Annotated in this window: 24 protein-coding genes; 7 read left to right on the top strand and 17 right to left on the bottom strand. The window is 61.4% G+C overall.

The annotated features are described in order from the left end of the window. Positions 1–151: 151 nt before the first annotated feature. Positions 152–1,336, bottom strand: coding sequence for an S-methyl-5-thioribose-1-phosphate isomerase (gene mtnA / locus CLAM6_RS08630; RefSeq protein WP_153635757.1), 1,185 nt, complete (start codon positions 1,334–1,336; stop codon positions 152–154). A 224-nt stretch (positions 1,337–1,560) separates the two neighbouring features. On the opposite strand from mtnA, the gene ubiG reads away from it, so the two are divergent. Together ubiG and CLAM6_RS08620 are read left to right on the top strand one after the other, a co-directional pair. Further along, positions 1,561–2,322, top strand: a complete 762-nt coding sequence (ubiG, locus tag CLAM6_RS08625; protein WP_197738737.1) for a bifunctional 2-polyprenyl-6-hydroxyphenol methylase/3-demethylubiquinol 3-O-methyltransferase UbiG — start codon at positions 1,561–1,563, stop codon at positions 2,320–2,322. A 2-nt stretch (positions 2,323–2,324) separates the two neighbouring features. Continuing rightward, the gene (locus CLAM6_RS08620; protein ID WP_153636861.1) at positions 2,325–3,005 is read left to right on the top strand and encodes an HAD-IA family hydrolase; all 681 of its coding nucleotides are present in this window, start codon (positions 2,325–2,327) and stop codon (positions 3,003–3,005) included. A 230-nt stretch (positions 3,006–3,235) separates the two neighbouring features. Here CLAM6_RS08620 and CLAM6_RS08615 read toward each other — a convergent pair whose 3' ends face one another. The 13 genes from CLAM6_RS08615 to CLAM6_RS08555 form a co-directional block, all read right to left on the bottom strand. After that, positions 3,236–4,000, bottom strand: coding sequence for a YciK family oxidoreductase (locus CLAM6_RS08615; protein ID WP_054556682.1), 765 nt, complete (start codon positions 3,998–4,000; stop codon positions 3,236–3,238). 214 nt (positions 4,001–4,214) lie between these two features. Further along, positions 4,215–5,000, bottom strand: coding sequence for a tol-pal system protein YbgF (ybgF, locus tag CLAM6_RS08610; RefSeq protein WP_107334807.1), 786 nt, complete (start codon positions 4,998–5,000; stop codon positions 4,215–4,217). A 138-nt stretch (positions 5,001–5,138) separates the two neighbouring features. Beyond that, on the bottom strand, positions 5,139–5,648 hold the full coding sequence (gene pal, locus CLAM6_RS08605; protein ID WP_153635756.1) for a peptidoglycan-associated lipoprotein Pal: 510 nt from the start codon (positions 5,646–5,648) through the stop codon (positions 5,139–5,141). 70 nt (positions 5,649–5,718) lie between these two features. After that, positions 5,719–7,011: a Tol-Pal system beta propeller repeat protein TolB gene (gene tolB / locus CLAM6_RS08600; RefSeq protein ID WP_107334808.1), complete on the bottom strand. Its 1,293-nt coding sequence runs from the start codon at positions 7,009–7,011 to the stop codon at positions 5,719–5,721. Beyond that, positions 7,008–8,207 carry a cell envelope integrity protein TolA gene (tolA, locus tag CLAM6_RS08595; RefSeq protein WP_153635755.1) on the bottom strand — a complete coding sequence of 400 codons (1,200 nt, stop codon included), beginning with the start codon at positions 8,205–8,207 and terminating at the stop codon, positions 7,008–7,010. Before tolA ends, tolB begins: the two co-directional genes overlap by 4 nt. A 3-nt stretch (positions 8,208–8,210) precedes the next feature. Then, positions 8,211–8,657, bottom strand: a complete 447-nt coding sequence (gene tolR / locus CLAM6_RS08590) for a protein TolR (protein WP_054556687.1) — start codon at positions 8,655–8,657, stop codon at positions 8,211–8,213. A 14-nt stretch (positions 8,658–8,671) separates the two neighbouring features. Continuing rightward, positions 8,672–9,349 carry a protein TolQ gene (gene tolQ, locus CLAM6_RS08585; RefSeq protein ID WP_107336548.1) on the bottom strand — a complete coding sequence of 226 codons (678 nt, stop codon included), beginning with the start codon at positions 9,347–9,349 and terminating at the stop codon, positions 8,672–8,674. A 135-nt stretch (positions 9,350–9,484) separates the two neighbouring features. Further along, complete coding sequence (gene ybgC, locus CLAM6_RS08580; protein ID WP_153635754.1) at positions 9,485–9,919, bottom strand: tol-pal system-associated acyl-CoA thioesterase; 435 nt, start codon at positions 9,917–9,919, stop codon at positions 9,485–9,487. Continuing rightward, complete coding sequence (gene ruvB, locus CLAM6_RS08575; protein WP_043333609.1) at positions 9,916–10,959, bottom strand: Holliday junction branch migration DNA helicase RuvB; 1,044 nt, start codon at positions 10,957–10,959, stop codon at positions 9,916–9,918. The genes ybgC and ruvB overlap by 4 nt, the downstream gene beginning before the upstream one ends. A gap of 240 nt (positions 10,960–11,199) precedes the next feature. Beyond that, complete coding sequence (gene ruvA, locus CLAM6_RS08570) at positions 11,200–11,814, bottom strand: Holliday junction branch migration protein RuvA (RefSeq protein WP_043333607.1); 615 nt, start codon at positions 11,812–11,814, stop codon at positions 11,200–11,202. 312 nt (positions 11,815–12,126) lie between these two features. Then, positions 12,127–12,705 carry a crossover junction endodeoxyribonuclease RuvC gene (gene ruvC, locus CLAM6_RS08565; RefSeq protein WP_043333606.1) on the bottom strand — a complete coding sequence of 193 codons (579 nt, stop codon included), beginning with the start codon at positions 12,703–12,705 and terminating at the stop codon, positions 12,127–12,129. 280 nt (positions 12,706–12,985) lie between these two features. Then, a complete protein-coding gene (gene aspS, locus CLAM6_RS08560; RefSeq protein ID WP_043333603.1) occupies positions 12,986–14,773 on the bottom strand; it encodes an aspartate--tRNA ligase in 1,788 nt (595 codons plus the stop codon). 147 nt (positions 14,774–14,920) lie between these two features. Further along, the gene (locus CLAM6_RS08555; RefSeq protein WP_043333602.1) at positions 14,921–15,145 is read right to left on the bottom strand and encodes an FmdB family zinc ribbon protein; all 225 of its coding nucleotides are present in this window, start codon (positions 15,143–15,145) and stop codon (positions 14,921–14,923) included. A gap of 319 nt (positions 15,146–15,464) precedes the next feature. Here CLAM6_RS08555 and CLAM6_RS08550 point away from each other — a divergent pair, with 319 nt between their 5' ends. Further along, positions 15,465–16,517 carry a D-2-hydroxyacid dehydrogenase gene (locus tag CLAM6_RS08550; RefSeq protein ID WP_153635753.1) on the top strand — a complete coding sequence of 351 codons (1,053 nt, stop codon included), beginning with the start codon at positions 15,465–15,467 and terminating at the stop codon, positions 16,515–16,517. Positions 16,518–16,654: 137 nt separating this feature from the next. On the opposite strand, the gene CLAM6_RS08545 is transcribed toward CLAM6_RS08550, so the two are convergent. Continuing rightward, positions 16,655–18,571 carry a PDC sensor domain-containing protein gene (locus CLAM6_RS08545; protein WP_153635752.1) on the bottom strand — a complete coding sequence of 639 codons (1,917 nt, stop codon included), beginning with the start codon at positions 18,569–18,571 and terminating at the stop codon, positions 16,655–16,657. 170 nt (positions 18,572–18,741) lie between these two features. Between CLAM6_RS08545 and CLAM6_RS08540 the strand changes: the two genes are divergently transcribed. The 3 genes from CLAM6_RS08540 to CLAM6_RS08530 all read left to right on the top strand — a co-directional run bounded on the left by CLAM6_RS08540 (position 18,742) and on the right by CLAM6_RS08530 (position 22,297). Then, complete coding sequence (locus CLAM6_RS08540) at positions 18,742–19,662, top strand: ribokinase (RefSeq protein WP_153635751.1); 921 nt, start codon at positions 18,742–18,744, stop codon at positions 19,660–19,662. A 135-nt stretch (positions 19,663–19,797) separates the two neighbouring features. Next, a complete protein-coding gene (locus CLAM6_RS08535; RefSeq protein ID WP_131432025.1) occupies positions 19,798–20,751 on the top strand; it encodes a nucleoside hydrolase in 954 nt (317 codons plus the stop codon). A 391-nt stretch (positions 20,752–21,142) separates the two neighbouring features. Next, positions 21,143–22,297 carry a bifunctional nicotinamide-nucleotide adenylyltransferase/Nudix hydroxylase gene (locus tag CLAM6_RS08530; protein ID WP_107334817.1) on the top strand — a complete coding sequence of 385 codons (1,155 nt, stop codon included), beginning with the start codon at positions 21,143–21,145 and terminating at the stop codon, positions 22,295–22,297. A 148-nt stretch (positions 22,298–22,445) separates the two neighbouring features. Here the strand turns inward: CLAM6_RS08530 and CLAM6_RS08525 are convergent, their stop codons facing one another. Then, the gene (locus CLAM6_RS08525; RefSeq protein ID WP_054556694.1) at positions 22,446–23,378 is read right to left on the bottom strand and encodes a LysR substrate-binding domain-containing protein; all 933 of its coding nucleotides are present in this window, start codon (positions 23,376–23,378) and stop codon (positions 22,446–22,448) included. A 321-nt stretch (positions 23,379–23,699) separates the two neighbouring features. On the opposite strand from CLAM6_RS08525, the gene CLAM6_RS08520 reads away from it, so the two are divergent. Next, positions 23,700–25,109, top strand: a complete 1,410-nt coding sequence (locus tag CLAM6_RS08520) for an aspartate ammonia-lyase (protein WP_242007809.1) — start codon at positions 23,700–23,702, stop codon at positions 25,107–25,109. A 153-nt stretch (positions 25,110–25,262) separates the two neighbouring features. Here the strand turns inward: CLAM6_RS08520 and CLAM6_RS08515 are convergent, their stop codons facing one another. Continuing rightward, complete coding sequence (locus CLAM6_RS08515; RefSeq protein ID WP_153635749.1) at positions 25,263–25,751, bottom strand: hypothetical protein; 489 nt, start codon at positions 25,749–25,751, stop codon at positions 25,263–25,265. Positions 25,752–25,870 lie beyond the last annotated feature (119 nt).

Genomic DNA, 25,870 nt, shown 5'->3' with positions numbered 1-25,870 from the left:
CCCGTCGAAGGACCTCCACCGGGTTACTGTCGTCGAAGCCAATCAACGACCATCCTTCATCATAGGCAGAGATTATGCCAGTTTGATCAAGGAGTGCGAAATTCCTGCACTATCCGAGGCTTGGTGAGCGCTACCACCCTGCGAAACGCCATCAGCGGCGCATGGCGCGCCCGAGCAGCGCACCGACACTGTCGCTATCGGGCGACTCTACCACGCCATGTTCGGTGACGATGGCATCAATATACTCATGCGGTGTGACATCAAAGACCGGATTGAAGACATCGATGTCCTGCGGCGCGATCTGGCGTCCGCCCGCCTCGCGCAGCTCGGCGGCGTCGCGCGTCTCGATGGGGATGTCCGCGCCACTGGCCAGGCTGCCATCGAACGTGGCCAGCGGGGCCACCACCATGACCTTGATGCCATGGGCGCGCGCCTGAACGGCCAGCGAGAAGGTGCCGATCTTGTTGGCCGTGTCGCCGTTGGCCGCAATGCGGTCCGCGCCGACGATCAACCAGCGCACGCCTTCCGGCGTCCGGGCACCCTGCTGCATGATCAGCGAGGCTGCGCCTTCCACGGCCAGACGCGCGGGAATCCTCTCCTGCACCAGCTCCCACGCCGTCAGGCGAGAGCCTTGCCACCAGGGGCGCGTTTCGTTGACATGCACACGGCCGAGAATGCCCTGGGCGTAGGCGGTACGGATCACGCCCAGCGCCGTGCCGTGGCCGCCGGTGGCCAGCGCGCCGGTATTGCAGTGGGTCATGACCTCGCACCGCGTCTCGCCCTGCGCGAGGGAGGCCGCAATCACCTGGGCGCCAAACTCGGCCATGCGCAGATTGTCTTCCAGATCCTGCTCGTGAATGCGCACGGCCTCCTTCAGCAACGCCTCATACGGGGCCTGCGACCGGGTGGCGTGTGCGGCAATCACCGTGCGCATGCGATCCAACGCCCAGAACAGGTTGACCGCTGTCGGGCGCGAGGCAGCCAGCACATCACAGGCACTGGCCAGGCGTGACTGCCAGTCGCCGCCCTCGCGGTTGATGACGAAAGCCTCCAGCGCCACGCCATAGGCGGCGGCGATCCCGATGGCCGGTGCACCGCGGACCACCATGTCGGTAATGGCAGTCGCGACCCCGCGTGCATCCTCGAGCAGCACCTCGCGGGTCTCACCCGGCAGCAGACGCTGGTCGAGCAGCGCAAGCTTCACCGCCGGCTGAGTGGCATCAGAAGTGACATCATGAGTGACGTCAGCGCTGGCATCGGGCGGGGTGCCTGCCGTGTCTTCTTCCCGCGACGCACACTCTTGCTGGCTTACCCAGCGAATCGGAACCAGGCTCATGACCACTCCCCGTTGCTACATGACAATAATGACGACTGGTCATCGCGCGTGGCGCGACGCCCTCCCCATCGTAACGCAAGTGCCCGTCATGATGAGTTTTTTGCGATGGACGCTGACCCGCGACGGCAGCCGGATTAGAATGGTGGAATCGTGCCCGAGGGTAAGGTGCCTGTACAGGCCTGCCACTTCCCGAACAGCACTTCCGTAACGGTAAGGATGCAAAGATGAGCGATAACGACACCCAGCAAGATGCCCAGCCCCAGGACCATCTGGGCAATGTCGATGCCAGCGAGATCGCCAAGTTCTCGGCATTGGCCAGTCGCTGGTGGGACCGTGACAGTGAATTCAAGCCGCTGCATGACATCAATCCGTTGCGGGTCGACTATATCGACACTCACGCTGGCCTGGCAGGCAAGCGCGTGATCGACGTCGGCTGCGGCGGCGGCATTCTCTCCGAAGCCATGGCGCATCGTGGCGCCCAGGTGACGGGCATCGACATGGGTGAGGCGCCGCTGTCCGTTGCCCGCCTGCATCAGCTGGAGTCCGGTGTCGAGGTGGACTACCGCCAGACCACCGCCGAAGCCGCCGCAGAAGAGATGGCCGGTCAGTTCGACGTCGTCACCTGTCTGGAAATGCTCGAGCACGTGCCGGACCCATCCTCGGTGATCGCGGCCTGCGCACGGCTGGTCAAGCCCGGCGGCATGGTGTTCTTCTCGACCATCAACCGCAATCCCAAGGCGTATGCCTTCGCGATTCTCGGCGCGGAATATGTGCTGCAGATGCTGCCGCGTGGCACCCACGAGTATCGCAAGTTCATCCGTCCGGCCGAGCTGGGTCGCTGGACACGCGATGCGGGCCTCAAGATGGAAGGCTCCACCGGCATGACCTACAACCCGCTGACGCGCAAATATCGCCTGAATTCCTCCGACCTGACCGTCAACTACCTGATGCACACGCGTCGCCCGACCGAGGAAGAGCTTGCGTGAGCCTGCCGGCAGCGCTACCTCGTCCCGCCGCCTTGATCTTCGATCTCGATGGCACCCTGGTGGACACCGCGCCAGACCTGGCGCGCGCCACCAATGAGCTGCGTCAGCATCACACCCTGCCGGCGCTGGACTACGACGTGATTCGCGCCGAAGTCTCGCATGGTGGCAGCGCTCTGGTGACGCTGGCCCTGGGCCATGAGCTCGATCACCCTGAGCATGCCAGCGAGCGCACTCGCCTGCTGGAATTCTATGCCCGCGATGTCGCGGCGCACAGCGTGCTGTTCCCGGGCTATGACGCCCTGATCGAGATCTGTCAGCGCGCAGGCCTGCCGTGGGGCATCGTGACCAACAAGCCCCGTCAGTTCGCCGAGCCGCTGATCGCCGCGCTCAAGCTCACGCCCGGCTGTCTGCTGTGTGCCGATGACCTGCCGGTCAAGAAGCCGCATCCAGAGCCTCTGTGGGAGGCGGCACGTTGCCTCGGTGTCGACGCCTCCGAATGCTGGTATCTGGGGGACCACGACCGTGACATGCAGGCGGCACGCGCGGCGGGCATGCTGGCGGTCGCGGTGCGCTACGGCTATGTCCGTGAGGGCGACGATGTGGACGCCTGGCCTGCCGATGTGTGGTTTGACACCTCGGAAGAAGTCATCAATGCCGCGCTGCGAGCAGCGGACCTGCGCTGACCGAGCGACACGCACGTAGCGCTCACAAGAAGCTCGCACGAACCAGCCCCCCACGAGCGAATGATCCGCAGATGAACATCAGAAGATAGACACAAGCCGCTAGAAACAGACAGCTAGACACAAGAACGCCGACGGCCAATGCCGTCGGCGTTCTTGTTGCAGGGTATGACGAATGGCCCGCCTGGCGGCGTCACTCGTCATCCAGTGAGGAGATGACAGTCGACTATGGCTCAGACTTTCGGCGGCTGGGCGTCGAACATCTCGCCGGTATGACCACGACTGTCCGGCCCCATCAACCACAGATAGGTCGGCATGATGTCGGCGGGCGTACGCAGGGTATCCGGGTCTTCGGCCGGGAACGCCGACTTGCGCATCGGGGTCCGCGTTCCACCGGGATTGAGCGTATTGACGCGCACCTGGCTGGTATTCTCCAATTCCTGAGCCAGCATCTGCGAGAAGCCTTCCGTAGCAAACTTGGAGACACTGTAGGCGCCCCAGAAGGCACGCCCCTTGCGCCCGACACTGGAGCTTGTCAGCACGACGGAGGCGTCCTTCGAGGCCTTGAGCAACGGCAGCAATGCCTGGACCATCCAGATGGGGCCATTGATATTGACCTGCATGACCTGCTCCCACAGCGCCGGATCATACTGCTCGAACGGAGTGATCTTGCCCAGCAGGCTCGCGTTGTGCAGCAGGCCATCCAGTCGACCGAACTCGCTGTGCAGGGTATCAGCCATCTGCTGATAATCCTTGAGCGATGCCCCTTCGAAGTTGAGCGGATAGATGGCCGGTTGTGGTGCCCCCAATGCCTCGATCTCGTCGTAGACTTCTTCCAGCTTGGCAATGGTTCTGCCCAGCAATATCACCGTCGCCCCATGACGCGCATATTCGACTGCCGCTTCACGCCCAATGCCGGACCCCGCCCCGGTCACCAGAATGATCCGCCCTTTCAGCATGTCGTCCGGGGCCTGATAGTCGATCTTGCACTCTGCCATGGTGATATCCCTGTCTGAGATCTGTCGTCAACGCCGATGAGAGTCACTGTATCCGCACCGGCAATACTCGCTCGGCCACATGAATCGAATGAAGCGTGCCCGGGACGCCTGCCGATGGCATGAGACGCCGAGCGCCACTTAACACAAAGCCCGCACCTGGTAGAATACCAAGCGCGGGCTTTGGGGAATACAGGTGGCCAATGGCCACGGGCACTCAGGCGCCGGAGGACAGGAAGTCCTTGGCCATGGTGCCAGCCTTGCTGTCCGGATACTGCTGGACCAGCTTCTCGAGCAAGGAGCGACTTTCCTGCGCCTTGCCTTGACGCGCCTTGACCAGACCCAGCTTGTACATCGCATCCGGCACCTTGCTGGATTGCGAGAATTCGCTGATCACGGTGTCGAAGGCCTGGGCAGAAGCATCCAGCTGGTTCTTGGCCGAATACAGCTCGCCCAGCCAGTAATGGGCATTGGCGGCGAGGTTAGAATCCCCATGGTCCACCACGAAGGCTTCAAAGGCGACAATGGCACCATCGAAGTCGCGAGACTGCACCTTGGCGAAGGCATTCTCGTAATCCTTCTGGGCAGCTGCACCGCTGTCGGCATTGCTGGCGCCATTGGTGCTGGCTGCACCACCGGCACTTGCGCCGCCAGTGACTGCCGCTGCTGCCTGTGAATCGACAACCTGACCGTTCTCCCCGGCGGAAGCGCCGCCAGAAACCCGCTGTTCCAGATCCAGGTAGCGTTGCTGCGACATCTCGGTCAGGCGCTTGAACTGGTATTCCAGCTCATCGATCCGGCCGCGAAGTCGGGCAATTTCCTGTGCCTGTTCGTCGAGTTGATTGAGAAGGGTCAGGGTGCCGCCGCCACTCAAACGAGTATTGGCCTGCTGATAGAGCGAGTTTGATTGCCCAGTGAGGTCCTCGACCGTCGGTGCGGCCAAAACGGACAACGGGAGCAACAAGGCTCCCGCACCGAACAACCCTTTCAGGCTGTGTTTCATGCTGTCGGCTCCGCCGAATCATCATGGTATCGCGCAAGCAAGCCCGGGGTTCAAGGACACGCCTCTTGCCCGGGCCAGCTCAACACAAGTTTCTAGCGTCTCCACGCCTCATTGGAGAGTCGCGGAGATGAACCGTACTTAGTAGTCGAAGACCACACGACGATTCTTGGCGTAGGAAGACTCGCCGTGGCCCTGGACAGCCGGACGCTCTTCACCGTAGGAGACGATCTCGATCTGTGACGGAGACACGCCCTGGACAGTCAGGAAGCGTGCGACAGACTTGGCACGACGCTCGCCCAGACCCAGGTTGTATTCACGAGTACCGCGCTCATCAGCGTGGCCTTCCAGAACGACATTGGCGCTGGTGTTGGCTTTCAGGTACTGAGCGTGACCCATCAGGACGCTTTCGAACTCAGGACGGATGGTGTCCTTGTTGAAGGCGAAGTAGATGGTACGCACGTCAGGCATGGTGGCGTTGCTCATCTGGTTGGCGCTGCTGTTGGCACCAGTGTTCATGCCGGCAGTGTTCGCACCGCTGTTGGCTGAATCCATGTCGCCGTCCTGAGCGCCGCCGCTGCTGGAACAACCTGCCATGACGCTCAGGGACAGGGCAACCAACAGACCTTTTGCATACGGGGTGAACTGCATTGTGAAACTCCTTGCTCTAATGGGTACGAATGCCAAGCCTTTCTTGGTGGCTCAGTTGCATTCTAGTGGTTTAGTTCAGGAACGGCGACCACGCAGGTTCACGCACGTCGCCTTGTGCTGACGGCAGGGAGAATTGTGCCCTTCCGTCTGCCGACACCTGGCCCAGGACCCCGCGGGTTCCTTGCTGAGTGGCATATATCACCATAGTGCCATTCGGCGCAACACTTGGTGATTCATCCCACTGAGTATCGGTCAGGGAGGTAACCCGACCGCTCTTCAGATCTTGCTTGGCAACCTGATAACCGTTGCCTGCGCGGTTGATCATGAACAGGTTCTCTCCATCGGGTGAGATGCGCCCGCGGGAGTTGTAATTACCGGTATATGTCACACGTTCCGTACCGCCGGACAGATCAAGACGATAGATCTGTGGGGAGCCTGCACGATCAGAGGTGAACACCATACCGCTGCCATCCGGCAACCAATCCGGCTCGGTATCGATCGCAGGATTGTTGGTCAGACGCTGGAACTGACGGCTGGCAATATCCATCACATAGATTTCCGGCTGGCCATCCTTTGACAATGCCATTGCCAGTTTACGTCCATCCGGCGACCAGGCCGGGGCACCATTGATGCCTCGGAAACCTGTCAGTTTTGCACGACGACCACTGCCCAATTCCTGCACATAGATAGCGGGACGTTCGGCTTCAAAACTGACATAGGCCAGCTTCTTGCCATCCGGCGACCATGCCGGTGACATGATCGGCTCATCGGACGCCAGAATCTCCTGACTATTGTGGCCATCTGAATCCGCCACGTACAGGGCAAAACGAATATTGTCGCCAACACCATTGGCGGTAATGTATGCGATTTTTGTAGAGAAAGCACCGCGAATTCCAGTGATTTCCTCAAATATTTCATCGCTCATATAATGGCCACGCGCGCGCAGCTCACCATTGCTTCCGGTGATGACTTCGCCAAGCATGCGCTTGTTGCCCAGCACATCCATCAGCTCATACTGGATGCTATAACCACCATTGCTGGCCGTCTTTACCTGACCCACCACGAGGTAACTGGCCCCCAGGCGCTTCCAGTCATTGACGAAGACGTCCTGGGTCGTGCCCGGCAACGCGATCAGATTGTCGCGCTTGATCGGGTCGAACTGGCCACTGCGCGCCAGGTCATCGGAGATGATGCGTGCGAGGTCCTGCGGCAGACTTCCCCCGGTCAGATTCTCGAACGGCACGACAGCGATAGGTGTGGCGCTGTCATTCCCCTTGGTGATCTCGATGGTCAGATCAGCTCTTGCCAAGCTGGTCACTGCCAGCAAGGCGGCTGCCATCATCCATGCGGTCAATCGTCTCATCGGCCCAGGTCCTCTGGATTGAAGTACAGGTTGAAGTTTCGGAACTGGCTCTTGGCACCAGCCGGCAGGTCCTGCATCTCGGTAAACGGTGCTGCTTTCTGGATCGCCTGAATCGCGGAGCGATCGAAGGCGGCGTTACCACTGCTCTTGCTGACCGCTGCCGTTACCAATTCGCCTGTCGGCAACAATGACACTCTCAGCGTGACCGTCATACCGGGAACGGAGCCCGAGGGCCGATTCCAATTCTGTCCGACATACTTCTTGAGCAGGTTCTCGAAGCTGTTGGCAGCCTGAGCGGCCTGTTTGGCGCCACTGATGGCGTCGCTTTCACTGTCTATCAGGCTATCCAGCGAACCGGCAGAGGCCTGCGCCGCTTTCTCGGCAAGTGCCTTCTGACGTGCGGCTTCAGCGGCCGCTTTCTTGCGCGCTTCTTCCGCCGCCTTGGCCTTGGCTGCCTTCTCCTTGGCGGCCTTGTCGGCTGCCGCCTTGGCCGCCTTTTCCTTCTCGGCCTTCTCCGCAGCTGCCTTGGCCTTGGCTGCCTTTTCGGCTTCCGCCTTCTTGGCTTCAGCGTCTGCCTTGGCCTTGGCGGCCTTCTCCGCTTCGGCTTTCTTGCGCGCTTCTTCTGCGGCTTTGTCCTTGGCGGCCTTTTCGGCTTCCGCCTTGGCCTTGGCAGCCTTCTCGGCTTCCGCCTTCTTCAAGGCATCGGCCTTGGCCTGCTTTTCCGCCTCGGCTTTCTTGCGATCAAGGGCAATCGCCTTGGCTTCCTCTGCACGCCTGGCCGCTTCTGCCTTGGCCTTTTCGGCCGCCGCCTGCTCAGCCTTCAACTGCTCCGCCGCCTTGGCCTGCTCAGCCGCCTTTTGCTGTTGCGCCTTCTGGGCAGCCGCCTTTTCCTCGGCGGCGCTGCGTTGCTGTTCCGCTGCAAGCTCTGCCTCTCTGGCCGCCTCTTCCTTGGCGCTCTGGCGCTGATCGGATTCTTCGGCCGCATCACGCGCCTTGCTGGACTTCGCCTGCTGGGCCTGATTGGTCGTGGTCTCGGTACTGACCAGTGTTGCGTTGACGATGGTGGTGTTGGTCTTCTCCGGTTCGGATTCTGGCCAACTCACCAGAGTCAGAATCAGGATACCCAGGTGCAGGCCAACGGCCAGCACCACAGGCAATCCCAACCCGACCCGCTGTTCTATCTCTGGCTGACTCATCCATCAGCCCTCGGTCGGTGGTTCTGAAATCAGCCCGACATTGGGGACACCGGCACCCTGCAACGTGCTCATCAGCCCCATGACATCGCCGTAGGGCGCTGTCTTGGCACCCTTGACCAGCACGGGCGTCTTGGGCTTCTCGGCCACGATGGACGCGACCTTGCTGCCCAGTTCGTCCAGCGCCACCGGCGTGCGCTTGTCTTCATCCGACCCCAGGTCGATGTAGTAATTGCCGCTATCATCCAGCGAGACGATCAATGGCGTCACATCATCGGGATTGTCGATCGGCTTGGAGGTGACCTTGGGCAATTCGACCTGAACCCCCTGCGTCATCATCGGCGCGGTGATCATGAAGATGACCAGCAACACCAACATGACGTCGATGAAGGGCACCACATTGATCTCGGAGGACAGCTTGCGCTTGTGGCCTCTGCTATACGGTCCTTTCATTGACTCGCCTCCCTTCAAGCGTCGTTGCTGCCACGACCGTGCAGATTACGATGCAGAATGGAGTGAAGTTCTTCGGCGAAGTCTTCATAGCGACCCAGCAGCTGATCAGCACGGCTGGCCAGACGGTTGTAGAAGATGACGGCCGGAATTGCCGCGAACAGGCCCATGGCGGTCGCGACCAGTGCTTCGGCAATCCAGGGGGCGACGGTGGTCAGAGTTGCCTGCTGAGCCGTACCCAGTGCCTGGAAGGAGCCCATGATGCCCCACACGGTACCGAACAGGCCGACATAGGGGCTGACGGAGCTGACCGTAGCCAGAAACGGGAGATGAACGTTCAGGCGCTCTTCTTCACGTGACAGCGTGACGCGCATGCTGCGTTGCACACCATCCATTACCGCATCGGCATTGCTGGACTTGGGCTTGAGGCGGCTGTACTCGCGGAAGCCGGCACGGAAGACGCCAGAGGCGCCCGGGGTGGATTCTTCATCCGTCGGCAATTCACGATAGAGGTGATTGAGGTCGACCCCGGACCAGAAGCGCTTTTCAAAGGCCGCGTAAGCCTGCTTGGCACGGGACAATGCCATCCCGCGCTGAAAGATCACCACCCAGGATGCAATGGAAGCTGCCAGCAACAGCAACATGACTGCCTGAACGACCAGACTGGCGTTCACGAACAGCGAAATGATCGACATCGAATCTTCCACGGAAATCCCTCTTTACTTGGTTCAGTCTGTGCCACCGTCAATCAGTGACACGATAAATAATCTGTTCATCAGCCTGGCGTCTCGGCACCTGGCTGGCAGCGGCCTCAACTGCGCCTTGTGATCTCAGACCTCAAGAGCCGCAAGCAATTCCCCGGGCCAGCGTCTGGGGCGCATCGTCGTGGCATCGACGCAAGCGATCACGACTTCCGCTTCGCTCAAGATCTGCTCACCGCGCAGCGCCTTCTGGGTGAACGTCAAGCGTGCACCGCGCAAGGCGCCTGCCGTTGCCGTCACGGTCAGCAGGTCATCCAGATGCGCAGGACGAAGATAACGATTTGTTACACTGTGTACTACCAACTGAATGCCTTTTTCAAGCAAGGCTTGCTGCGTGAAGCCCTTCGCTCGCAACCATTCACTGCGCGCGCGTTCCATGAAGCGCAGATAATTCACGTAGTAGACGATGCCACCGGCATCAGTATCCTCGATGTAGACGCGCACAGTATGGTGAAAACATGCAGCTTCACCCTTCAACGTATTTCCTGCGCCTTCAGATGTCATGACGCGTCATTTCCTTCCTGTCCCAGGCGCGCCTGCTCTTCACGCGGGGTGATCCCGAAGTGCAGATAGGCCGAGCGTGTGACCAGACGCCCACGCGCCGTGCGCATCATGAAACCCTGCTGAATCAGATAGGGCTCCAGCACATCCTCGATGGTATCGCGCTCTTCCCCGATGGCCGCCGCCAGTGAATCGACCCCGACGGGCCCGCCATCGAACTTCTCGATCATCGCCAACAGCAGTCGACGATCCATGTGATCCAGGCCGTGGCTGTCGACATTGAGCATGTTGAGCGCCTTGTCGGCCACTTCCAGCGTCAAGCGACCATCCGAGCGCACTTCGGCGAAGTCACGCACTCGGCGCAGTAGACGATTGGCAATACGCGGCGTGCCGCGGGAACGACGCGCAATCTCAAGCGCCCCTTCCATCTCGACTTCCATGCCGGAAAGCCTGGCACTGCGTGCCACGATGTCGGTGAGTGACTCGATATCGTAGAACTCGAGGCGCTGGACGATGCCGAAGCGATCGCGCAGCGGCGCCGTCAGCAGCCCCGCGCGCGTCGTCGCGCCCACCAGGGTGAATCGTGGCAGCTCAAGCTTGATCGAGCGGGCCGCGGGGCCTTCACCGATCATGATGTCGAGCTGATAATCTTCCATCGCCGGATAGAGCACTTCCTCGACGGCCGGTGACAGGCGGTGAATCTCGTCGATGAACAGGACATCGCCTTCCTGCAGGTTGGTCAGCATCGCTGCCAGGTCCCCTGCCCGTTCCAGCACCGGCCCGGAGGTCGACTTGATATCGACACTCATCTCGCTGGCGATGATATGCGCCAGCGTCGTCTTGCCGAGTCCGGGCGGGCCGAAGACCAGGGTGTGATCCAGACTATCGCCTCGTCCTCGTGCGGCACTGATGAAGATTTCCATCTGCTCGCGGACGATGGGCTGTCCGATGTAGTCACTCAGCGTGCGTGGCCGATTGGCGCGATCGATCCGCTCTTCCGGATCATGCGTCGCCGCGGAGATCAGTCGGTCCGACTCCATCATGATGCTTGCTCAACTCCTGATGACGCAGGTCACGCACATGACGCGGGTCATGGGCCATGAACGTGCGTCAGTGGCAGGTGGCAAGGTTTGCCAGGGCGGTGCAACGATCTAGCGCATCTGCATTCAAGCGCGCACTTTCTACCCCAGTAACCTGCCAACCCCTAGTCAATAAATCCAATCACGATGCGCCGTTTCCTTCACGGAAACTATAGGGCGCATGTTTGCTGCCCTGGCGGGGCTTCAGCTGGCCATCTTGCGCGCCAGCGCCGCCTTGATGAGCGCTTCCGTGGAGGCGCCGGTCTCGAGCCCGGAGAGCATCTTGGCCGCCTCGACAGGCTTGTAGCCCAGGGACACCAGCGCGGCTTCGGCATCCGCCAGAGGATGGGTGACCGGCGGTTGTGGCTGGGAGGCACGCGCCATTTCATCCAGACCATCATCCGCCGGCAGCGTCCAATGCTTGAGGCGATCACGCATCTCGATGATCAGGCGATCCGCCGTCTTCTTGCCGACGCCCGGCAGTCGTGTCAGCGCCCGGCTGTCTTCGTCGTGCACACAGCGAATGAAATCGGACTGCTCCATTCCCGACAGAATCGCCAGCGCCAGACGCGGGCCGACACCGGAGATCTTGATCAATTCACGGAACAGACGACGCTCGGGCTCCTTGCCGAAGCCATACAGCAACTGCGCGTCTTCGCGCACCACCAGGTGGGTGTAAAGCTGGCAATGCTCGCCCACGGCCGGCAAGCCCAACAGGGTGTTCATCGAAGCTTCCAGTTCATAACCGACACCCTGTACGTCAAGCACCAGCTGCGGCGGTTGTTTTTCCAGCAATGTCCCGGTCAGGCGTCCAATCATGTTGCGGCTGTCCTTGCTCGGCAGAGAACGTGTTCGGTGGGATCGTGCTGCTCACAGACCCGATTCTCTGCACGGATTGTTACAATGCGGGCAAGCCTACCAAAGATGAAGCGTAGGCGGCATGTCCCAGTGTCACGACGAATTTGTCGCATCTTTCTGACAGTCATATCTTGGGTGATGGCACGAAGCCTGATGCCACGCGGCTTGGCGCATCACGCAATCGACTGCTGCCAGGCTCGGCAGACACTCTACAAGTGACTGAAAAATCGCTATTAATTGAGCACGATACCGCATTTGTCGCTCAACGGCATGTCAGGCGTCGGGCTCGAAGTCTCGCCAGCTGCTGCTACGACGCACGCGGGTTCCCTTGCGTCGACTGGTATTCCCCAGCCCCAAGGCTTCCAGCTGATCATTGCCGGGCGTCAGGCGTCGACGCGCGAAACAATGCGTCAGGGCAATGGCCAGCGCATCGGCGGCATCGGCCTGCGGCGTGGCGGAGAGCTTGAGCGTATGCGTGACCATATGCTGCACCTGTGACTTCTCGGCGGCACCGGTACCGGTCACGGCCTGCTTGATCTGCCGCGGCCCATATTCGAACACCGGCAAGCCGTGATTGGCCGCACACACGATGGCAGCCCCGCGCGCCTGGCCCAGCTTGAGCGCCGAATCGGCGTTCTTGGACATGAAGACCTGCTCGATGGCGAATTCCGCGGGGCGATGCAGGGCGATCACCTCGCTGATACCGGCATAGATCTGCGCTAGGCGCTGATCCAGGCTGACCTGTGACATGCGAATGCAGCCACTGTCCACATAGCGAGGCTGGGCCGCAGAGACATCCAATACCCCATACCCGGTCAGACGTGAGCCCGGGTCGATGCCAAGAATGATCATGCTGCCGCCTCGTCTCTCACACCTTCCATCTTCGCTGTCGTCATCGCGCCATCGCTCTTACTGTGTATATAACCAGCCACCATGCCACAAAAAAGGCGGTGCGACACTGTCATTGCCTGACGTGAACGCCAGCAAACAGTCTCGCACCGCCTTGTCGGGCTTGCTCGCCCCCTCGCCTACCAGGCCAAAGGAACAAACCTGCCACTGCGGGACCGCCCTTGTCTGATCGAATCAGTCCAGACGGCCCCACCAGTCACTCTCTCGGTCATGCGCCGCTGAATCAGGCCTGACCGCTTTCGTCCTCGACCTTGACCTTCTGACGCAGACGGATGTTCAGCTCCTTGAGCTGCTCACCGCTGACCACGCCCGGGGCGTCGGTCATCATGCAGCCGGCGCTCTGGGTTTTCGGGAAGGCAATCACTTCACGAATGGTCTTGGCGCCGGTCATCAGCATCACCAGACGGTCGAGACCGAAGGCCAGACCACCATGGGGCGGCGCGCCGAACTTCAGGGCGTCGAGCAGGAAGCCGAACTTCTCTTCCGCTTCTTCTTCACCGATGCCCAGCACTTCGAACACGGTACGCTGCATGGCCTGATCGTGGATACGGATGGAGCCGCCACCCAGCTCGGTGCCGTTGATGACCATGTCGTAGGCGCGAGACAGTGCCGCTTCCGGGTTGGCCTTGAGCTCTTCCGGCGTGCAGGACGGCGCGGTGAACGGGTGGTGCAGCGCGCTCAGGCGGCCGTTGGCATCGGCTTCGAACATCGGGAAGTCGACGACCCACAGCGGTGCCCACTCGCGGGTGTAGAGGTTGAGGTCTTCACCCAGCTTGACGCGCAGCGCACCGATGGCCTCGGCCACGATGTTGGCCTTGTCAGCGCCGAAGAACACGATGTCGCCATCGACGGCGCCACAGCGGTCCAGCACTTCATCCACGACGTCTTCCATGAACTTGACGATCGGCGACTGCAGACCCTCGATGCCCTTGGCACGTTCGTTGACCTTGATCCACGCCAGGCCCTTGGCACCGTAGATGCCGACGAACTTGGTGTAGGCGTCGATTTCCTTGCGTGACAGGCTGGCACCGCCCGGGACACGCAGTGCGGCGACACGGCCCTTGTCGTCCTTGGCCGGACCGGAGAAGACCTTGAAGTCCACGCCGCTCATCAGGTCATCGACATCGACCAGTTCCAGCGGGATACGCAGGTCCGGCTTGTCGGAACCGAAGCGGCTGATGGCCTCGGAGTACGGCATGGTCGGGAAGTCGCCCAGCTCGACATCGAGCACTTCCTTGTAGAGGCCACGGATCATGGTCTCGGTCATGCCCATGATGTCCTGCTCGTCGACGAAGCTGGCTTCGAGGTCGATCTGGGTGAACTCCGGCTGACGGTCAGCACGCAGGTCTTCATCACGGAAGCATTTGGCGATCTGGTAGTAACGATCGACACCGGCGACCATCAGCAGCTGCTTGAACAGCTGCGGAGACTGCGGCAGTGCGAAGAAGCTGCCGGCGTAGGTGCGGCTCGGCACCAGATAGTCGCGTGCGCCTTCCGGCGTGGCACGTGTCAGGATCGGGGTTTCGATGTCGAGGAAGCCCAGGGCTTCGAGCTGGGCGCGCACGCTGTGAGTGATGCGCGAGCGCAGACGCAGCTTCTCGATCATGTCGGGACGACGCAGGTCGACATAACGATACTTGAGGCGAACTTCCTCACCGACCTTGTTGTGGTCGTCGAGCTGGAACGGCGGCGTCTGTGCGGTGTTGAGCACTTCGACGTCCTTGGCCAGCACTTCGATCATGCCTGTCGGCATGTTCGGGTTCTGGGTGCCTTCCGGGCGCAGACGGATACGGCCCTTGATACGCAGCACGAACTCGCTGCGCGCCTTGTCGGCAGTGGCGAAGGCATCGACGGTGTCCGGATCGACGACGATCTGGGCGATGCCATCACGGTCGCGCATGTCGAGGAAGATGACGCCACCGTGGTCGCGACGGCGGTGCACCCACCCGCACAGAGTGACATCCTGATCGATCAGGGTCTCGTTCAGTTTGCCGCAATAGTGGCTGCGCATGTTGATTCCTTGTTGCTCAAATTCATGATCGACGCGCTGATGCGCATCTGTCTCAGAGGGCCTGCCGTTGGCGATGAGGGTCAAGGGTACCCGCTGGGCGCCCTTGACCCTCATCACGCTGATGCCTGACGCACCATCCCAGCTGTGTCAGGCGGTGCTGTCGCTACCACCGGCCAGATTCTTCTTGCTGCCGGACTTGAAATCCGTCTCGTACCAGCCACTGCCTGCCAGACGGAACCCGGCGGCGGAGACCAGCTTCTCGAGCTGGTCCGTCTTGCATTCCGGGCACTCCGTCAGTGGCGCAGCGCTGATCTTCTGCAACTTGTCCATCCGATGGCCACAGGCCTTGCAGTGGTATTCATAGATCGGCATGGTTTTCTTTCCTGACAATACTGGTCACGGGGCTGTCTGAGCACCGTGAACCATGACAATGTTATGCCTTGCGGCGCGTCTTGCGTTCAGCGCACCTGCGGCCCCAACATGAGAGCTTTCGCAAGCACCAGCAAGAGACGCCTACAATAAGGCCAGTTGAGCGGCTTTCAAGTCAAAGCGAAAGGGGCACATTATAGCGTGCTCGGCCCCGTGCGGGGCAACACCCAAGCACAAACCGGCCCAGACGCTACGTACTCGTCATTTCCGGGCCAGCCTTTCTGTCTTCCTGTCTATCTTCCTACGCCATCATGAGGCACCTATGTCCGATCACGATCGTACTGCGCAGTCTCCCTCTCATTCTTCCACGCCCGCTTCCTCTCACTGCGAGCCCGCCTCGTCCACCAGCGCCCCGCAGGCCGTCATGCTAGATGCCGGCTCCGTCGGTGACGGACTGGACTTCTCGCGTCTCGAGGCCCGTCTGGAAGGATTGGTCTGTCATGACGCCACCGCGCCCGAGGAAGTGGTGCCACGACTGAGCGGTGCCTCCATCGTGCTGGTCAACAAGGTACGCATCGAGGCGCACCACATGGATGAGCTGCCGACCCTCAAGCTGATCGCGGTGATGGCGACCGGCACCAACAATATCGACATGGCGGCCGCCGAAGCACGCGGCATTCGGGTCATGAACGTCAATGCCTATGGCACTCATTCGGTGGCGCAGCACACCTGGATGCTGCTGCTGGCACTGGCAGGCCGCCTGCCGGAATACCAGACCGACATCGCCGCGGGCAAGTGGCAACGCAGCGCGACCTTCTGCCTGATGGGCCGCCCCGTGGTGCAGCTGTCCGGCAAGCATCTGGTCATCATCGGCAAGGGGGAGCTGGGCACTGCGGTGGGCAGGCTGGCCGAGGCGTTCGGCATGCGCGTGACCTTTGCCGCTCGTCCGGGCACCGCCCCCACCGCCGAACGCCCCGCGCTGGAAAGCCTGCTGCCTCAGGCTGACGCCATCAGCCTGCACTGCCCGCTGACCCCAGAGACGCAGCATCTGATCGATGAGCAGGCGCTCGCCGCCATGAAGCCCGGTGCACTGCTGGTCAATTGCGCCCGCGGGGGCATCATCGACGAGGACGCAGCGCTGGAGGCACTGGCCACCGGACAACTCGGCGGCCTGGCGGTGGATAGCCTGCCGGAGGAGCCGCCACGTGAAGGCCACTCGCTGCTCTCGGCCCTGGAAAGCCAGCATCATTCGGCGAGTGCACCCTTGAACCTGATCGTCACGCCACACAATGCCTGGATCAGTCAGGAGGCGCGCCAGAACATGCTCGATCTCAGTCTGGCCAATATCGAGACATTCCTGAGCGAACACGCCTGACACGGCCACAGCCTCGCGGCCTCAACCTCGCGATGATAGCCACTGACACCGAGTGGCAGGTGTGATCGGCACGTCACGAAAAAGCCCCCGAACCGGCATATGCGCCGAGTCGGGGGCTTTTTTGTCAATGGCCGGCATCAGCGGATGCGGATATGCATGCCTGCCGCCTTGAGGGCGTTGCCTTCAGCGTCCCACGACACCACACGACCGCGTGAGCTCAACAATACCCATCGGGTGCCGCTCGCTCGCTCGCCGTCCTCATGCTCACCGTCATCGTCAGCGCTCAGGCCCCGCTGTTGCAGAAGCTTGTCGCCAGCCTTGCCTGTGGCGTCCGCCATGCCTGCCTCGTTCATTCCCATCGCCTCGATCTGCTGTAGGTCCTCTTCCTGCGGCGCACGCATCCGGTACTGGCACTCACAGCTTTCGCCATAGGTGGTGATGATCTTGTGTCTGAGCGCATGTACCTGTTCAAGATCCTCCGGGTGAATCAAGCGATCGAAGTCCATTTCGCGCATCGCCAACGGCTCGTGGCCCGAAGCGCCGAGCATCTTCCAGAGATTGGGATGGATCTGGACGATGCGCTCAGGAATGTCCATTTCCCACAGGCTATCGCCACTGGCTTCGAGGGAATCCAGCAAGCGACGCTCGCTGGACTGCAATTCCTTCTGGGTCTGGCGCAGCCGCTGGTACATCTCTTCGGCGGTGGCGTTGGCATCATCCAGCTCGACGATGCCACTGCCACCCGCGGACTCGACTTCCGCGCCCATGCCGATGCGATGCAGACGCTCACGCAGCTCGGCCAGCGGCACCGAAAGGCGACGGCTGATGTGGTGCGTGCGCCAGCTCATGAGAATGAAGAAGGTGAAATAGAACAGGATCAGGCCACCGACCAGCGCCATGCCGACCAGCTGGAAGTTGCGCCCGATCTCGGCGGTACGAAAGAAGACGGCGCTCTCCTCGACCATGCTCAACATGATCCAGCCATGGCCCGGCAAGCGCTCCCACGCCACCTTGTAGGGTGCCCCTGCCACATTGACGCTCTCCAGGCCACGCCGCTGTTCCAGGATACGGGGCGCGAGTCTCTTGAAGACGTCATGACCTTTCAGCTCCAGCTGGGCGGGCCGAATGACATCCTCTTCCTGGAGGTCATTGGCATCGGGAATCTCCAGCGGCAGCAGCGACAACAACTGCTCACCGGCCCGCGGGACGGCGAGTGAGCGCCCCTCGGCATCGAACAGCATCGCGAAGCCTTGCCAAGGCAGCTCCATCGCCAGCACCTGATTGACGATCACGTCCAGGGTCATGTCGACGCCGGCGACGCCGAGAAACTCGCCTTGCTCGGAATGGAAGGGACTGACGGCCGACGTCATCCAGCCATTGCCGGCCGGGTCTTCGTAGATGTCGGTCCAGATGGTGTTTCGGGAGGGATTTGCCTCTGGCGCGGCCAGATAGAAGAAGGAGAAATCACGACAGTCGTGGTCGGCTGGCACCAGCGAGGCCAGATCGACATAGGGGAAGAGGCGGACATAGCAGTCGGCCATCGTGACGAAGGACTGCACCACGGCCGAGTGCGAGGACACGACACTGCGCATGATCGGGTCGACCGCCGTCATGCGCAGCGCCATGGGGATGTCCTGCTCGAGGCCTGGCAAGGCGGGATAGAAGCCGCTGCCCTGATTGTCCGCCGTCTGCTGACTGGCCCAGACACCGCTGGGCAGGCTTGCGTGACGGGCAACCTCGCGCGCCGCTACCCCGGTACCGGCGTCGCCCATGGCCAGTTCGCCTGCCTGGGCACCGAGCCCGCGCGACAGGTTCTGGACATGCTCCAGTTGCTGGCTGAGTGACTTGGCCTCCCGCAGCATCGCCAGATTGAGCTCGCTGCTCGACTGGGATTGCAGGTAATTGAGGTTGGCATCACGAATCTCGTCATTGGATACGAAATACACCGCCACCAGGGCGGTCTCGACCAACAGCAACGGAATCATGGTACTGGTGAAGAGCGCTCGCCAGACCCACTTCTTGATCGTGACGGCGGGTTGCTTCGACTCCGACATGGGCGACTATCCTGAATCCAGCGAGATGACAGGAAGTATGCACTTTCTCTTGCGTTCCAAGAGGCTAATAGCTTCAACGCTTAAACATGACCTGAAGGTCAGACCTTGGTGATACGACTGGGGACAGGCGGCCAAGGCTTTGCTAGGATGCTCGACCCCAAGGAGGCTGCATGCTTTACAACTACGGTTCTATCAATATCGATCACGTCTATCGGGTACCTCACCTGGTACGACCGGGTGAAACCCTGGCGAGTCTCTCCTACCGTCAGGTACTGGGTGGCAAGGGTGCCAACCAGTCGCTCGCGCTTGCGCGCGCCGGAGGCGACGTCACGCACTGGGGCCGCCTTGGCAACAGTGATCGCTGGGCACTTGAGCCGCTGGAAAGCGCCGGTGTCATCACCTCGCAGGTCGAGCTGAGCGCCAGCGCCAGTGGCCACGCCATCATCCAGGTGGACGACCACGCCGAGAACAGCATCATTCTGCATCCGGGTGCCAACCACGGTTTCACCGATGAGCATCTGGCGACGCTGTTCTCCGGCGTGACGCAGGGAGATTGGCTGCTGCTGCAAAATGAGTGCAACGCACTGGGCAAGGTCATCGAGCTGGCACATGCCAAGGGCATGAAGATCGCCTTCAATCCGGCCCCGATGGGTGCTGATGTTCTGCGCCTGCCGCTGGAGCACTGCCAGGTGCTGTTCCTCAATCGCGGTGAAGCGGCACAGCTGGTCGAGCTGGAAGAAAGCGCACCTGTCGCCACCCTGCTCGCCGCGCTGCACATTCGCCTGCCTGACACCGAAGTGGTGATGACCCTGGGTAGTGAAGGCGTCTGCTACCAGCTGGGGGAACAGCGCATCCAGCTGCCGGCGCACCGCGTCAATGCCGTGGACACCACCGCGGCGGGCGACACCTTCATCGGCTATTACCTGGCAAGCCAGATCGAAGGCCAGAGCATCGAGGAAAGCCTGCGTCGTGCCAGCACCGCCTCTGCCCTGTGCGTGAGCCGCGAAGGCGCAGCACCGAGCATTCCGCTGGCCAGTGATGTCGCCGCTGCCCTGGCCGAATGGCCGACGCTCGACGTCCTGAGCAACTGACTTTCTGAGCAACTGAACAACTGAGCTACCTGCACGGGGCACCACTATGTGGCCCGTGCCGTGCCCGTGTCACCTCATGGGCGCCCTGTTGGCGTAACGCCCTCTATTGCAGGTCACTTCTTTCACGAGGTCAGCATGAAAACACCGATTATCTTTGATACCGATCCGGGCGTGGATGATGCCCAGGCGATTGCCATCTGTCTGGCGCATCCGGACATCGAATTCCTCGGCATGACCACCACCTTCGGCAACGTCACCATCGAGACGGCCACCTCCAACGCCCTGCTGCTGGGCGAACTGGCCGGTCAGGAGATTCCGGTCGCCCAGGGCGCTGCCCAGCCGCTGGTCAAGGACAAGTTCCCGGCGCCGGCGCACATCCACGGCGCCAATGGCCTGGGCAACATGGAGATCCCGGAGCCCAAGGGCAAGGCGCTGTCCATCAGCGCACCGCAGTTCATCGTCGAGCAGGTCAATGCGCGTCCGGGCGAGATCACCCTCGTCGCCGTCGGCCCGCTGGGCAATCTGGCCACCGCACTGCAGCTGGACCCGAGCATCATCAGCAAGGTCAAGCAGGTCGTCATCATGGGCGGTTCCATCCGTGAAGGCGGCAACGTCTCACCGGTCGCCGAAGCCAACATCTTCAATGACCCGCATGCCGCCGCCAAGGTGCTGACCGCCGGCTGGCCGCTAACCATGGTCGGTCTCGATGCGACGCACCGCTGCGTGCTGTCTCCGGCCCATGTCGAGCGCATCCGTGTCGCGCAAGGCGCACTCGGCGAAGTGCTGTCCGGCAGCTATCAGTTCTACAAGGCCTTCTATCAGGAAGCGCGTGGTATCGATGGTTGCTGCCCGCACGACAGCTGCGCCCTCGCCTGGCTGATGAAGCCGGAGCTGTTCACCACCGAGCGCGGCCACCTGAATGTCGAAGTCGAAGGCCTGGCCGAAGGTCAGACGCTGTTCGCCCCTGAGGGTCGCGAATTCCTCGGCAACCAGTGGTCCCAGACGCCGCTGGTCGACGTCTGCGTCAATGCCCAGGGCGACAAGGTCGTCGAGTGGATCACCGACGTGCTGACCGCCAAGGCGTCCTGATCCGACGCTCGGCAGGCCCGCCTGGGCCTGCCATCGGCCTTGCCACAAACCGAGACAACGCCCGTCAGAGTCATTGCTGGCAGGCGTTGTCTCGGTTTGCGCATTCGCGCTTGTTCACTTCCCCCTTTCCTTCCTCCTTCCTCCTTCCCTCTTCTCCTCTTTGGTGTCTCTCCTTTACCACAACGGCCTCCCCATGGCCCCGAAGACCGAGAAGTTGCTGAGTTATGGAGTCTCTTTCATCAAGATAACGGGATAAAGTTTTGAATAACCCTTGCCAGACGAGAGTGAATGGCGAGCCGTTCGGCGCATGCACATAATCTGATACGCTAGCGGAATATCACTGGGCAAGCGCCTCATACGCCGCCCCATCCTGCCTGCCACGGAGCTCATCATGCCTTCGACGACAACGTTGCCCTCTGCACCCGCTGCAACGCTTCGCACTCAGGATTCTCCCGCGATCGCCGACACCCAGTACGACTGCCTGGTCTTCATCGGTCGCTTCCAGCCCATGCACCATGGCCATGTTGCCGTGATGGAAGAGGCCCTGCGCCTCGCGCGGCAGGTCATCGTGCTGGTCGGTTCTGCCTGGCAGGCACGTTCACTGCGCAACCCGTTCACCTTCTCTGAACGCACGCGCATGATCCGCAGCTGCTTTGACGATGCCGACAATGCGCGCCTGGAGATCGTGCCGTTGCTGGACGCCCTCTACAACGACGATGTCTGGGTGCGTGATGTGCAGCGCAAGGTACGCGATATCGCGCGTCCGCAGGCCAACCGGATGCCGAGAATCGCGCTGATCGGTGCCAATCGGCGTGACAGCAACAGCCAGTCAAGCTACTACCTGAGCCTCTTCCCGCAGTGGGAGTCGGTAGCGGTGCCGCTGCGCGAGGGGATGGAGGCCAGCCGTATTCGTGAGGTCATCTTCACCGAGCGTGCCCGCGCCGAGGATTGGCTGGACAACGAAGGACTGGAGCTGCTGCCACCGCCGGTGGCTCAGCACCTGCATGGCTTCCTGGATGAGACCGCGTGGCAAGGGCTGGTCGAGGAGCGTCGCCTGCTGGAGCAATATCGCGCCGCCTGGAGCGATGCGCCCTACCCGCCACTGTTCATTACGGTCAACGCCGTGGTGGTGCAGTCCGGCCATGTTCTGCTCACCACACGTCGCGCGGCACCCGGCAAGGGGCTTTACGCTCTGCCTGGCGGCTTCGTGCAACCCCAGGAGCGCCTGCTGGATGCCTGCCTGCGTGAGCTCAAGGAACGTGTGCGCCTCAAGGTGCCGGAACCTGTTCTGCGTGGCTCTCTGCGCGGACAGCGTCTGTTTGACGCGCCGCATCGCAGCTGGCGCGGACGCACCCTGGCAGAGGCCTTCTACTTCGCCCTGCGCCCGGAGCAGCAGCTACCCAAGCTCAGAAGCGGCGGCGGCGAGAACGAGGAGCAGGCACGCTGGGTCGCGCTGGCGGATCTGGAGCCCGACACCCTCTTCGAGGACCACTTCTTCATCATTCAGAATTTCCTCGGCCTGCATGCAGGCCAAAGCAGTTTCTGACTACCCGGAACGGCCCATGCAGGCGCGCACACTTCCCTGTATCAGCACAACGAAAACGGCAGCCCAAGGGGCTGCCGTTTTCGTCAGAAGACACCTGGCTTTCTTTTGTCTTCGCCTTTGACTTTGTCTTCGCCTGCAACTCTCAGGCTCAGGCTTCGAGGAAATCTCGCGGCAGATTCATCAGCTGCTTCCACAGCTTGTCGATGCCGGGCTTGTGGACCAGCGAACACCGATAGAGACGAATCTCCAGCGGAATATCCCACGCCTCGTTGCCCGCGCGCACCAGCTTGCCGCTTTCCAGCTCATCGCGGATGCAGAAATCCGGAATCCACGCCATGCCGACGCCCTGCAGGGCCATGCCCTTGAGGCCCTCGGCCATCGCCATCTCATAGACGGTGCGCAGGCGCAGGCGCAGCGGATCATTCTTCAAAAGCATCTTCACGCTGCGGCCCAGAAACGCCCCCTGGGTATAGGACAGCAAGGGAATCGCATCCTGGCTGGTCTCGCTCTGCCCGGTCAGCGGGAAGCGTGGCTCGCCATTCTCCAGCGGCACGCACACCGGCAGCATGTTGACCTTGGCGACCGAGAAGGACGGGAAGGCCTCGGCGTCCAGCTGCATGCTGGCGTAAGGGTCGTAATAGGCGAGCATCAAGTCGCAGTTGCCTTCGCGCAGCGAGTGAATGGCGTCGCCGACATTCATCGCGGACAGGCGTGTCGGCAACTCCCCCAGGCCCTGCTGGAGACGCGAGATCCACTTGGGAAAGAAGGCCAGCGCCAGCGAATGTGCGGCCGCGATATCCAGGGTCTCGTTGGCCATGCCCAGCCCGCGCAGGTGGGCGAGACACTCTGACAGTTGCTCTGTCAGGTTGCGCGCGGTGACCAGGAACAGCTGGCCCTCCGGCGTCAGACTGACCGGGGTCGTCGAGCGGTCGACCAGCGTAGTGCCCACGGCCTGTTCAAGCGCACGGATGCGGCGACTGAACGCAGGCTGGGTAACGTGTCGCAGGCGAGCCGAGGTGGAGAAGCTGCGGGTATTGGACAGCGCAACGAAATCTTCCAACCACTTAGTTTCCAGGTTCACCCGAACTCCCAAAAATGTCGAACATGCCCAAGCGAGGCTTGCCTGGCCGGTCATGCAGGGTCTTGTCATGGAGAATGGTGCGTCGCGGCGCACCACCACCTTCGTCTTATGCGTTTGACGTATACGGCAGCGTTGAATGGCATTGGCCGCCGAGGGGCTGCGCTGGTTACCCTTGTCCACCTAGCCGCCATTCAAGCGCCACAGTGTACTTCAGCCAGGAGTTCCGCCCAAGTGAACCATCTCTCGGAAACCCCCATCGCCGCCAATGCCACCCCGGCAACTTCCACGCCGGCCGACCTGAGCCATGCCGAGCGTGAGGCACTGGCCAACGGCTTCCGACTTGAAAAGGATCTCCTCGGGCGCGAGCCGGTGCCGGCTGATGCCTACTACGGTGTGCAGACCCAGCGCGCGCTGAACAACTTCCACCTCTCCGGCGTGCCGCTGTCGCACTTCCCGCGTCTCGTCGAAGGGCTCGCGCTGGTCAAGGCCGCCGCCGCCGAAGCCAACCATGCGCTGGGCTATCTCGAGACACGCGAGCATGATGCCATCCAGCACGCCTGTGCGCGTCTGATGAATGGCGATCATCACGATCAGTTCGTGGTCGACATGATCCAGGGCGGCGCCGGCACCTCGACCAACATGAATGCCAACGAAGTGATCGCCAATCTGGGCCTGGAATTCCTCGGCTACGAGAAAGGCGATTACCAGCAGCTGCACCCCAACAATCACGTCAACATGGCGCAGTCCACCAACGACGCCTACCCGACCGCCATCCGTGTCGGCCTGCTGCGCAGCCACTCGGTACTGGTGGACGCGCTGAGCGAACTGGCCAATGCCTTCGCCAGCAAGGCGCTGGAATTCGATGACGTGGTCAAGATGGGCCGCACTCAGCTGCAGGACGCGGTGCCGATGACGCTGGGCCAGGAATTCCGCGCCTTCGCCAACACCCTGCGTGAAGACGTCGAGCGCATCGCCAACCTCAATGAGTTGCTCAAGGAGGTCAATCTGGGCGGAACCGCGATCGGTACCGGCATCAATGCTGACCCGCGCTACAGCGCACTGGCGATCGAGGCTCTGGCGCGTCGTTCCGGCATCGACTTCCGCCCGGCGTCGGACCTGGTCGAGGCCACCAGCGACATGGGCGCCTTCGTGCTCTTCCACGGCATGCTCAAGCGCCTGGCGGTCAAGCTGTCCAAGATATGCAACGACCTGCGCCTGCTGTCCTCAGGCCCGCGCACCGGCTTCAACGAGATCAACCTGCCGCCTCAGCAGCCGGGCAGCTCGATCATGCCGGGCAAGGTCAACCCGGTGATTCCGGAAGCCGTCAATCAAGTCGCCTTCGATGTCATCGGCAACGACACCGCGCTGACCATGGCGGCGGAAGCCGGCCAGCTGCAGCTCAACGTGATGGAGCCGCTGATCGCCTACAAGCTGCTCGACTCCATCCGCCAGCTGAGCCGTGCCATGACCATGCTCAAGAATCGCTGCGTGATCGGCATCACCGCCAATCGCGATCGCTGCGCCGAGCTGGTCAACAACTCCATCGGCCTGATCACCGCGCTCAACCCGTATATCGGCTATGACAACGCCACCCGCATCGCCAAGGAAGCCCTGGTCAGCGGTCGCAGCGTGCTGGAACTGGTACGTGAGGAAGGCCTGCTGGACGAAGCGCGCCTTGAGGCACTGCTATCCCCGCAGGCCATGACGCGCCCGCGTCAGATGAAGGACTGACCCTTCAGCGAGAGTCTGCTCGCTTGCCGTATTAACCTCTTGCCGCATCAACCTCTTGTCACATGCGACAGCGCCGCACCAGAAAGCCTCTGGTGCGGCGCTGTCGTATCAAGGCCATGAGTCAGACGACTTTACCGACTTCGGGCATCACGCTTACTGCTGTGCGCTGGACTGCGAGATTACATCATCACGATGCGCGGCAAAGTATTTGCGTGCACGCTCAGCTTCTTCCGATGTGGGTGTATAGGTCGTCCATTCTCCGCCCTTCTCATCACGATAACGCACGACTCCCTCGTCATGGTCGATTTCATAGTAAGGGTGGACTTCACGCAGATTGAAGAATGCGGCGGGGGCAAAGAACAGGATATCTAGCGCCAGATAACCGCCATTGAACTTCAGCGGCAGAATGCCATACATGGGCATATTGTTGTCATCCACTACTTCAAACTCGTAATTTCCGAAGCTGGTAGTGGGTAGCGTTTCTTGAACGGTAGACTGATCTCTGGAGACATCTTTCAAGTTGATTCGCGCCGTCTCTGACGGGCTGCTGATCGTCGTATGCGCGCTACATCCTGCCAGCAGCGCCAGAATAGCCAGACCACCTGAGGCTTGACGCAATTTCCGGGCGAGAGGTCGAGACATGAGTACGTTCCCTGTAGGTTATCGATTTTTATCGATCTGATTATTGAGTTCAGCAAGATCAGCAATGATCACGCGACGTGACACTAACACGAATCACGATAATCACGGTTATATAAATC

This window comes from Cobetia sp. AM6, assembly GCF_009617955.1.
Classification (GTDB): domain Bacteria; phylum Pseudomonadota; class Gammaproteobacteria; order Pseudomonadales; family Halomonadaceae; genus Cobetia; species Cobetia amphilecti.
Note: the sequence above shows the minus strand (reverse complement) of the source record. Positions and strands in the feature narration are given on the sequence as shown.

Excerpts from the sequence above, each read along its gene's own strand:
- ybgF (WP_107334807.1), bottom strand. The coding sequence starts at position 5,000 with ATGAAACACAGCCTGAAAGGGTTGTTCGGTGCGGGAGCCTTGTTGCTC.
- CLAM6_RS08555 (WP_043333602.1), bottom strand. The coding sequence starts at position 15,145 with ATGCCGATCTATGAATACCACTGCAAGGCCTGTGGCCATCGGATGGAC.
- tolR (WP_054556687.1), bottom strand. The coding sequence starts at position 8,657 with ATGAAAGGACCGTATAGCAGAGGCCACAAGCGCAAGCTGTCCTCCGAG.
- ruvC (WP_043333606.1), bottom strand. The coding sequence starts at position 12,705 with ATGATCATTCTTGGCATCGACCCGGGCTCACGTCTGACCGGGTATGGG.
- tolB (WP_107334808.1), bottom strand. The coding sequence starts at position 7,011 with ATGAGACGATTGACCGCATGGATGATGGCAGCCGCCTTGCTGGCAGTG.
- tolQ (WP_107336548.1), bottom strand. The coding sequence starts at position 9,349 with ATGTCGATCATTTCGCTGTTCGTGAACGCCAGTCTGGTCGTTCAGGCA.
- CLAM6_RS08550 (WP_153635753.1), top strand. The coding sequence starts at position 15,465 with ATGTCCGATCACGATCGTACTGCGCAGTCTCCCTCTCATTCTTCCACG.
- mtnA (WP_153635757.1), bottom strand. The coding sequence starts at position 1,336 with ATGAGCCTGGTTCCGATTCGCTGGGTAAGCCAGCAAGAGTGTGCGTCG.
- ruvA (WP_043333607.1), bottom strand. The coding sequence starts at position 11,814 with ATGATTGGACGCCTGACCGGGACATTGCTGGAAAAACAACCGCCGCAG.
- CLAM6_RS08540 (WP_153635751.1), top strand. The coding sequence starts at position 18,742 with ATGCTTTACAACTACGGTTCTATCAATATCGATCACGTCTATCGGGTA.
- CLAM6_RS08545 (WP_153635752.1), bottom strand. The coding sequence starts at position 18,571 with ATGTCGGAGTCGAAGCAACCCGCCGTCACGATCAAGAAGTGGGTCTGG.
- CLAM6_RS08530 (WP_107334817.1), top strand. The coding sequence starts at position 21,143 with ATGCCTTCGACGACAACGTTGCCCTCTGCACCCGCTGCAACGCTTCGC.
- tolA (WP_153635755.1), bottom strand. The coding sequence starts at position 8,207 with ATGAGTCAGCCAGAGATAGAACAGCGGGTCGGGTTGGGATTGCCTGTG.
- ubiG (WP_197738737.1), top strand. The coding sequence starts at position 1,561 with ATGAGCGATAACGACACCCAGCAAGATGCCCAGCCCCAGGACCATCTG.
- CLAM6_RS08615 (WP_054556682.1), bottom strand. The coding sequence starts at position 4,000 with ATGGCAGAGTGCAAGATCGACTATCAGGCCCCGGACGACATGCTGAAA.
- aspS (WP_043333603.1), bottom strand. The coding sequence starts at position 14,773 with ATGCGCAGCCACTATTGCGGCAAACTGAACGAGACCCTGATCGATCAG.
- CLAM6_RS08515 (WP_153635749.1), bottom strand. The coding sequence starts at position 25,751 with ATGTCTCGACCTCTCGCCCGGAAATTGCGTCAAGCCTCAGGTGGTCTG.
- ybgC (WP_153635754.1), bottom strand. The coding sequence starts at position 9,919 with ATGACATCTGAAGGCGCAGGAAATACGTTGAAGGGTGAAGCTGCATGT.
- pal (WP_153635756.1), bottom strand. The coding sequence starts at position 5,648 with ATGCAGTTCACCCCGTATGCAAAAGGTCTGTTGGTTGCCCTGTCCCTG.
- CLAM6_RS08535 (WP_131432025.1), top strand. The coding sequence starts at position 19,798 with ATGAAAACACCGATTATCTTTGATACCGATCCGGGCGTGGATGATGCC.
- ruvB (WP_043333609.1), bottom strand. The coding sequence starts at position 10,959 with ATGATGGAGTCGGACCGACTGATCTCCGCGGCGACGCATGATCCGGAA.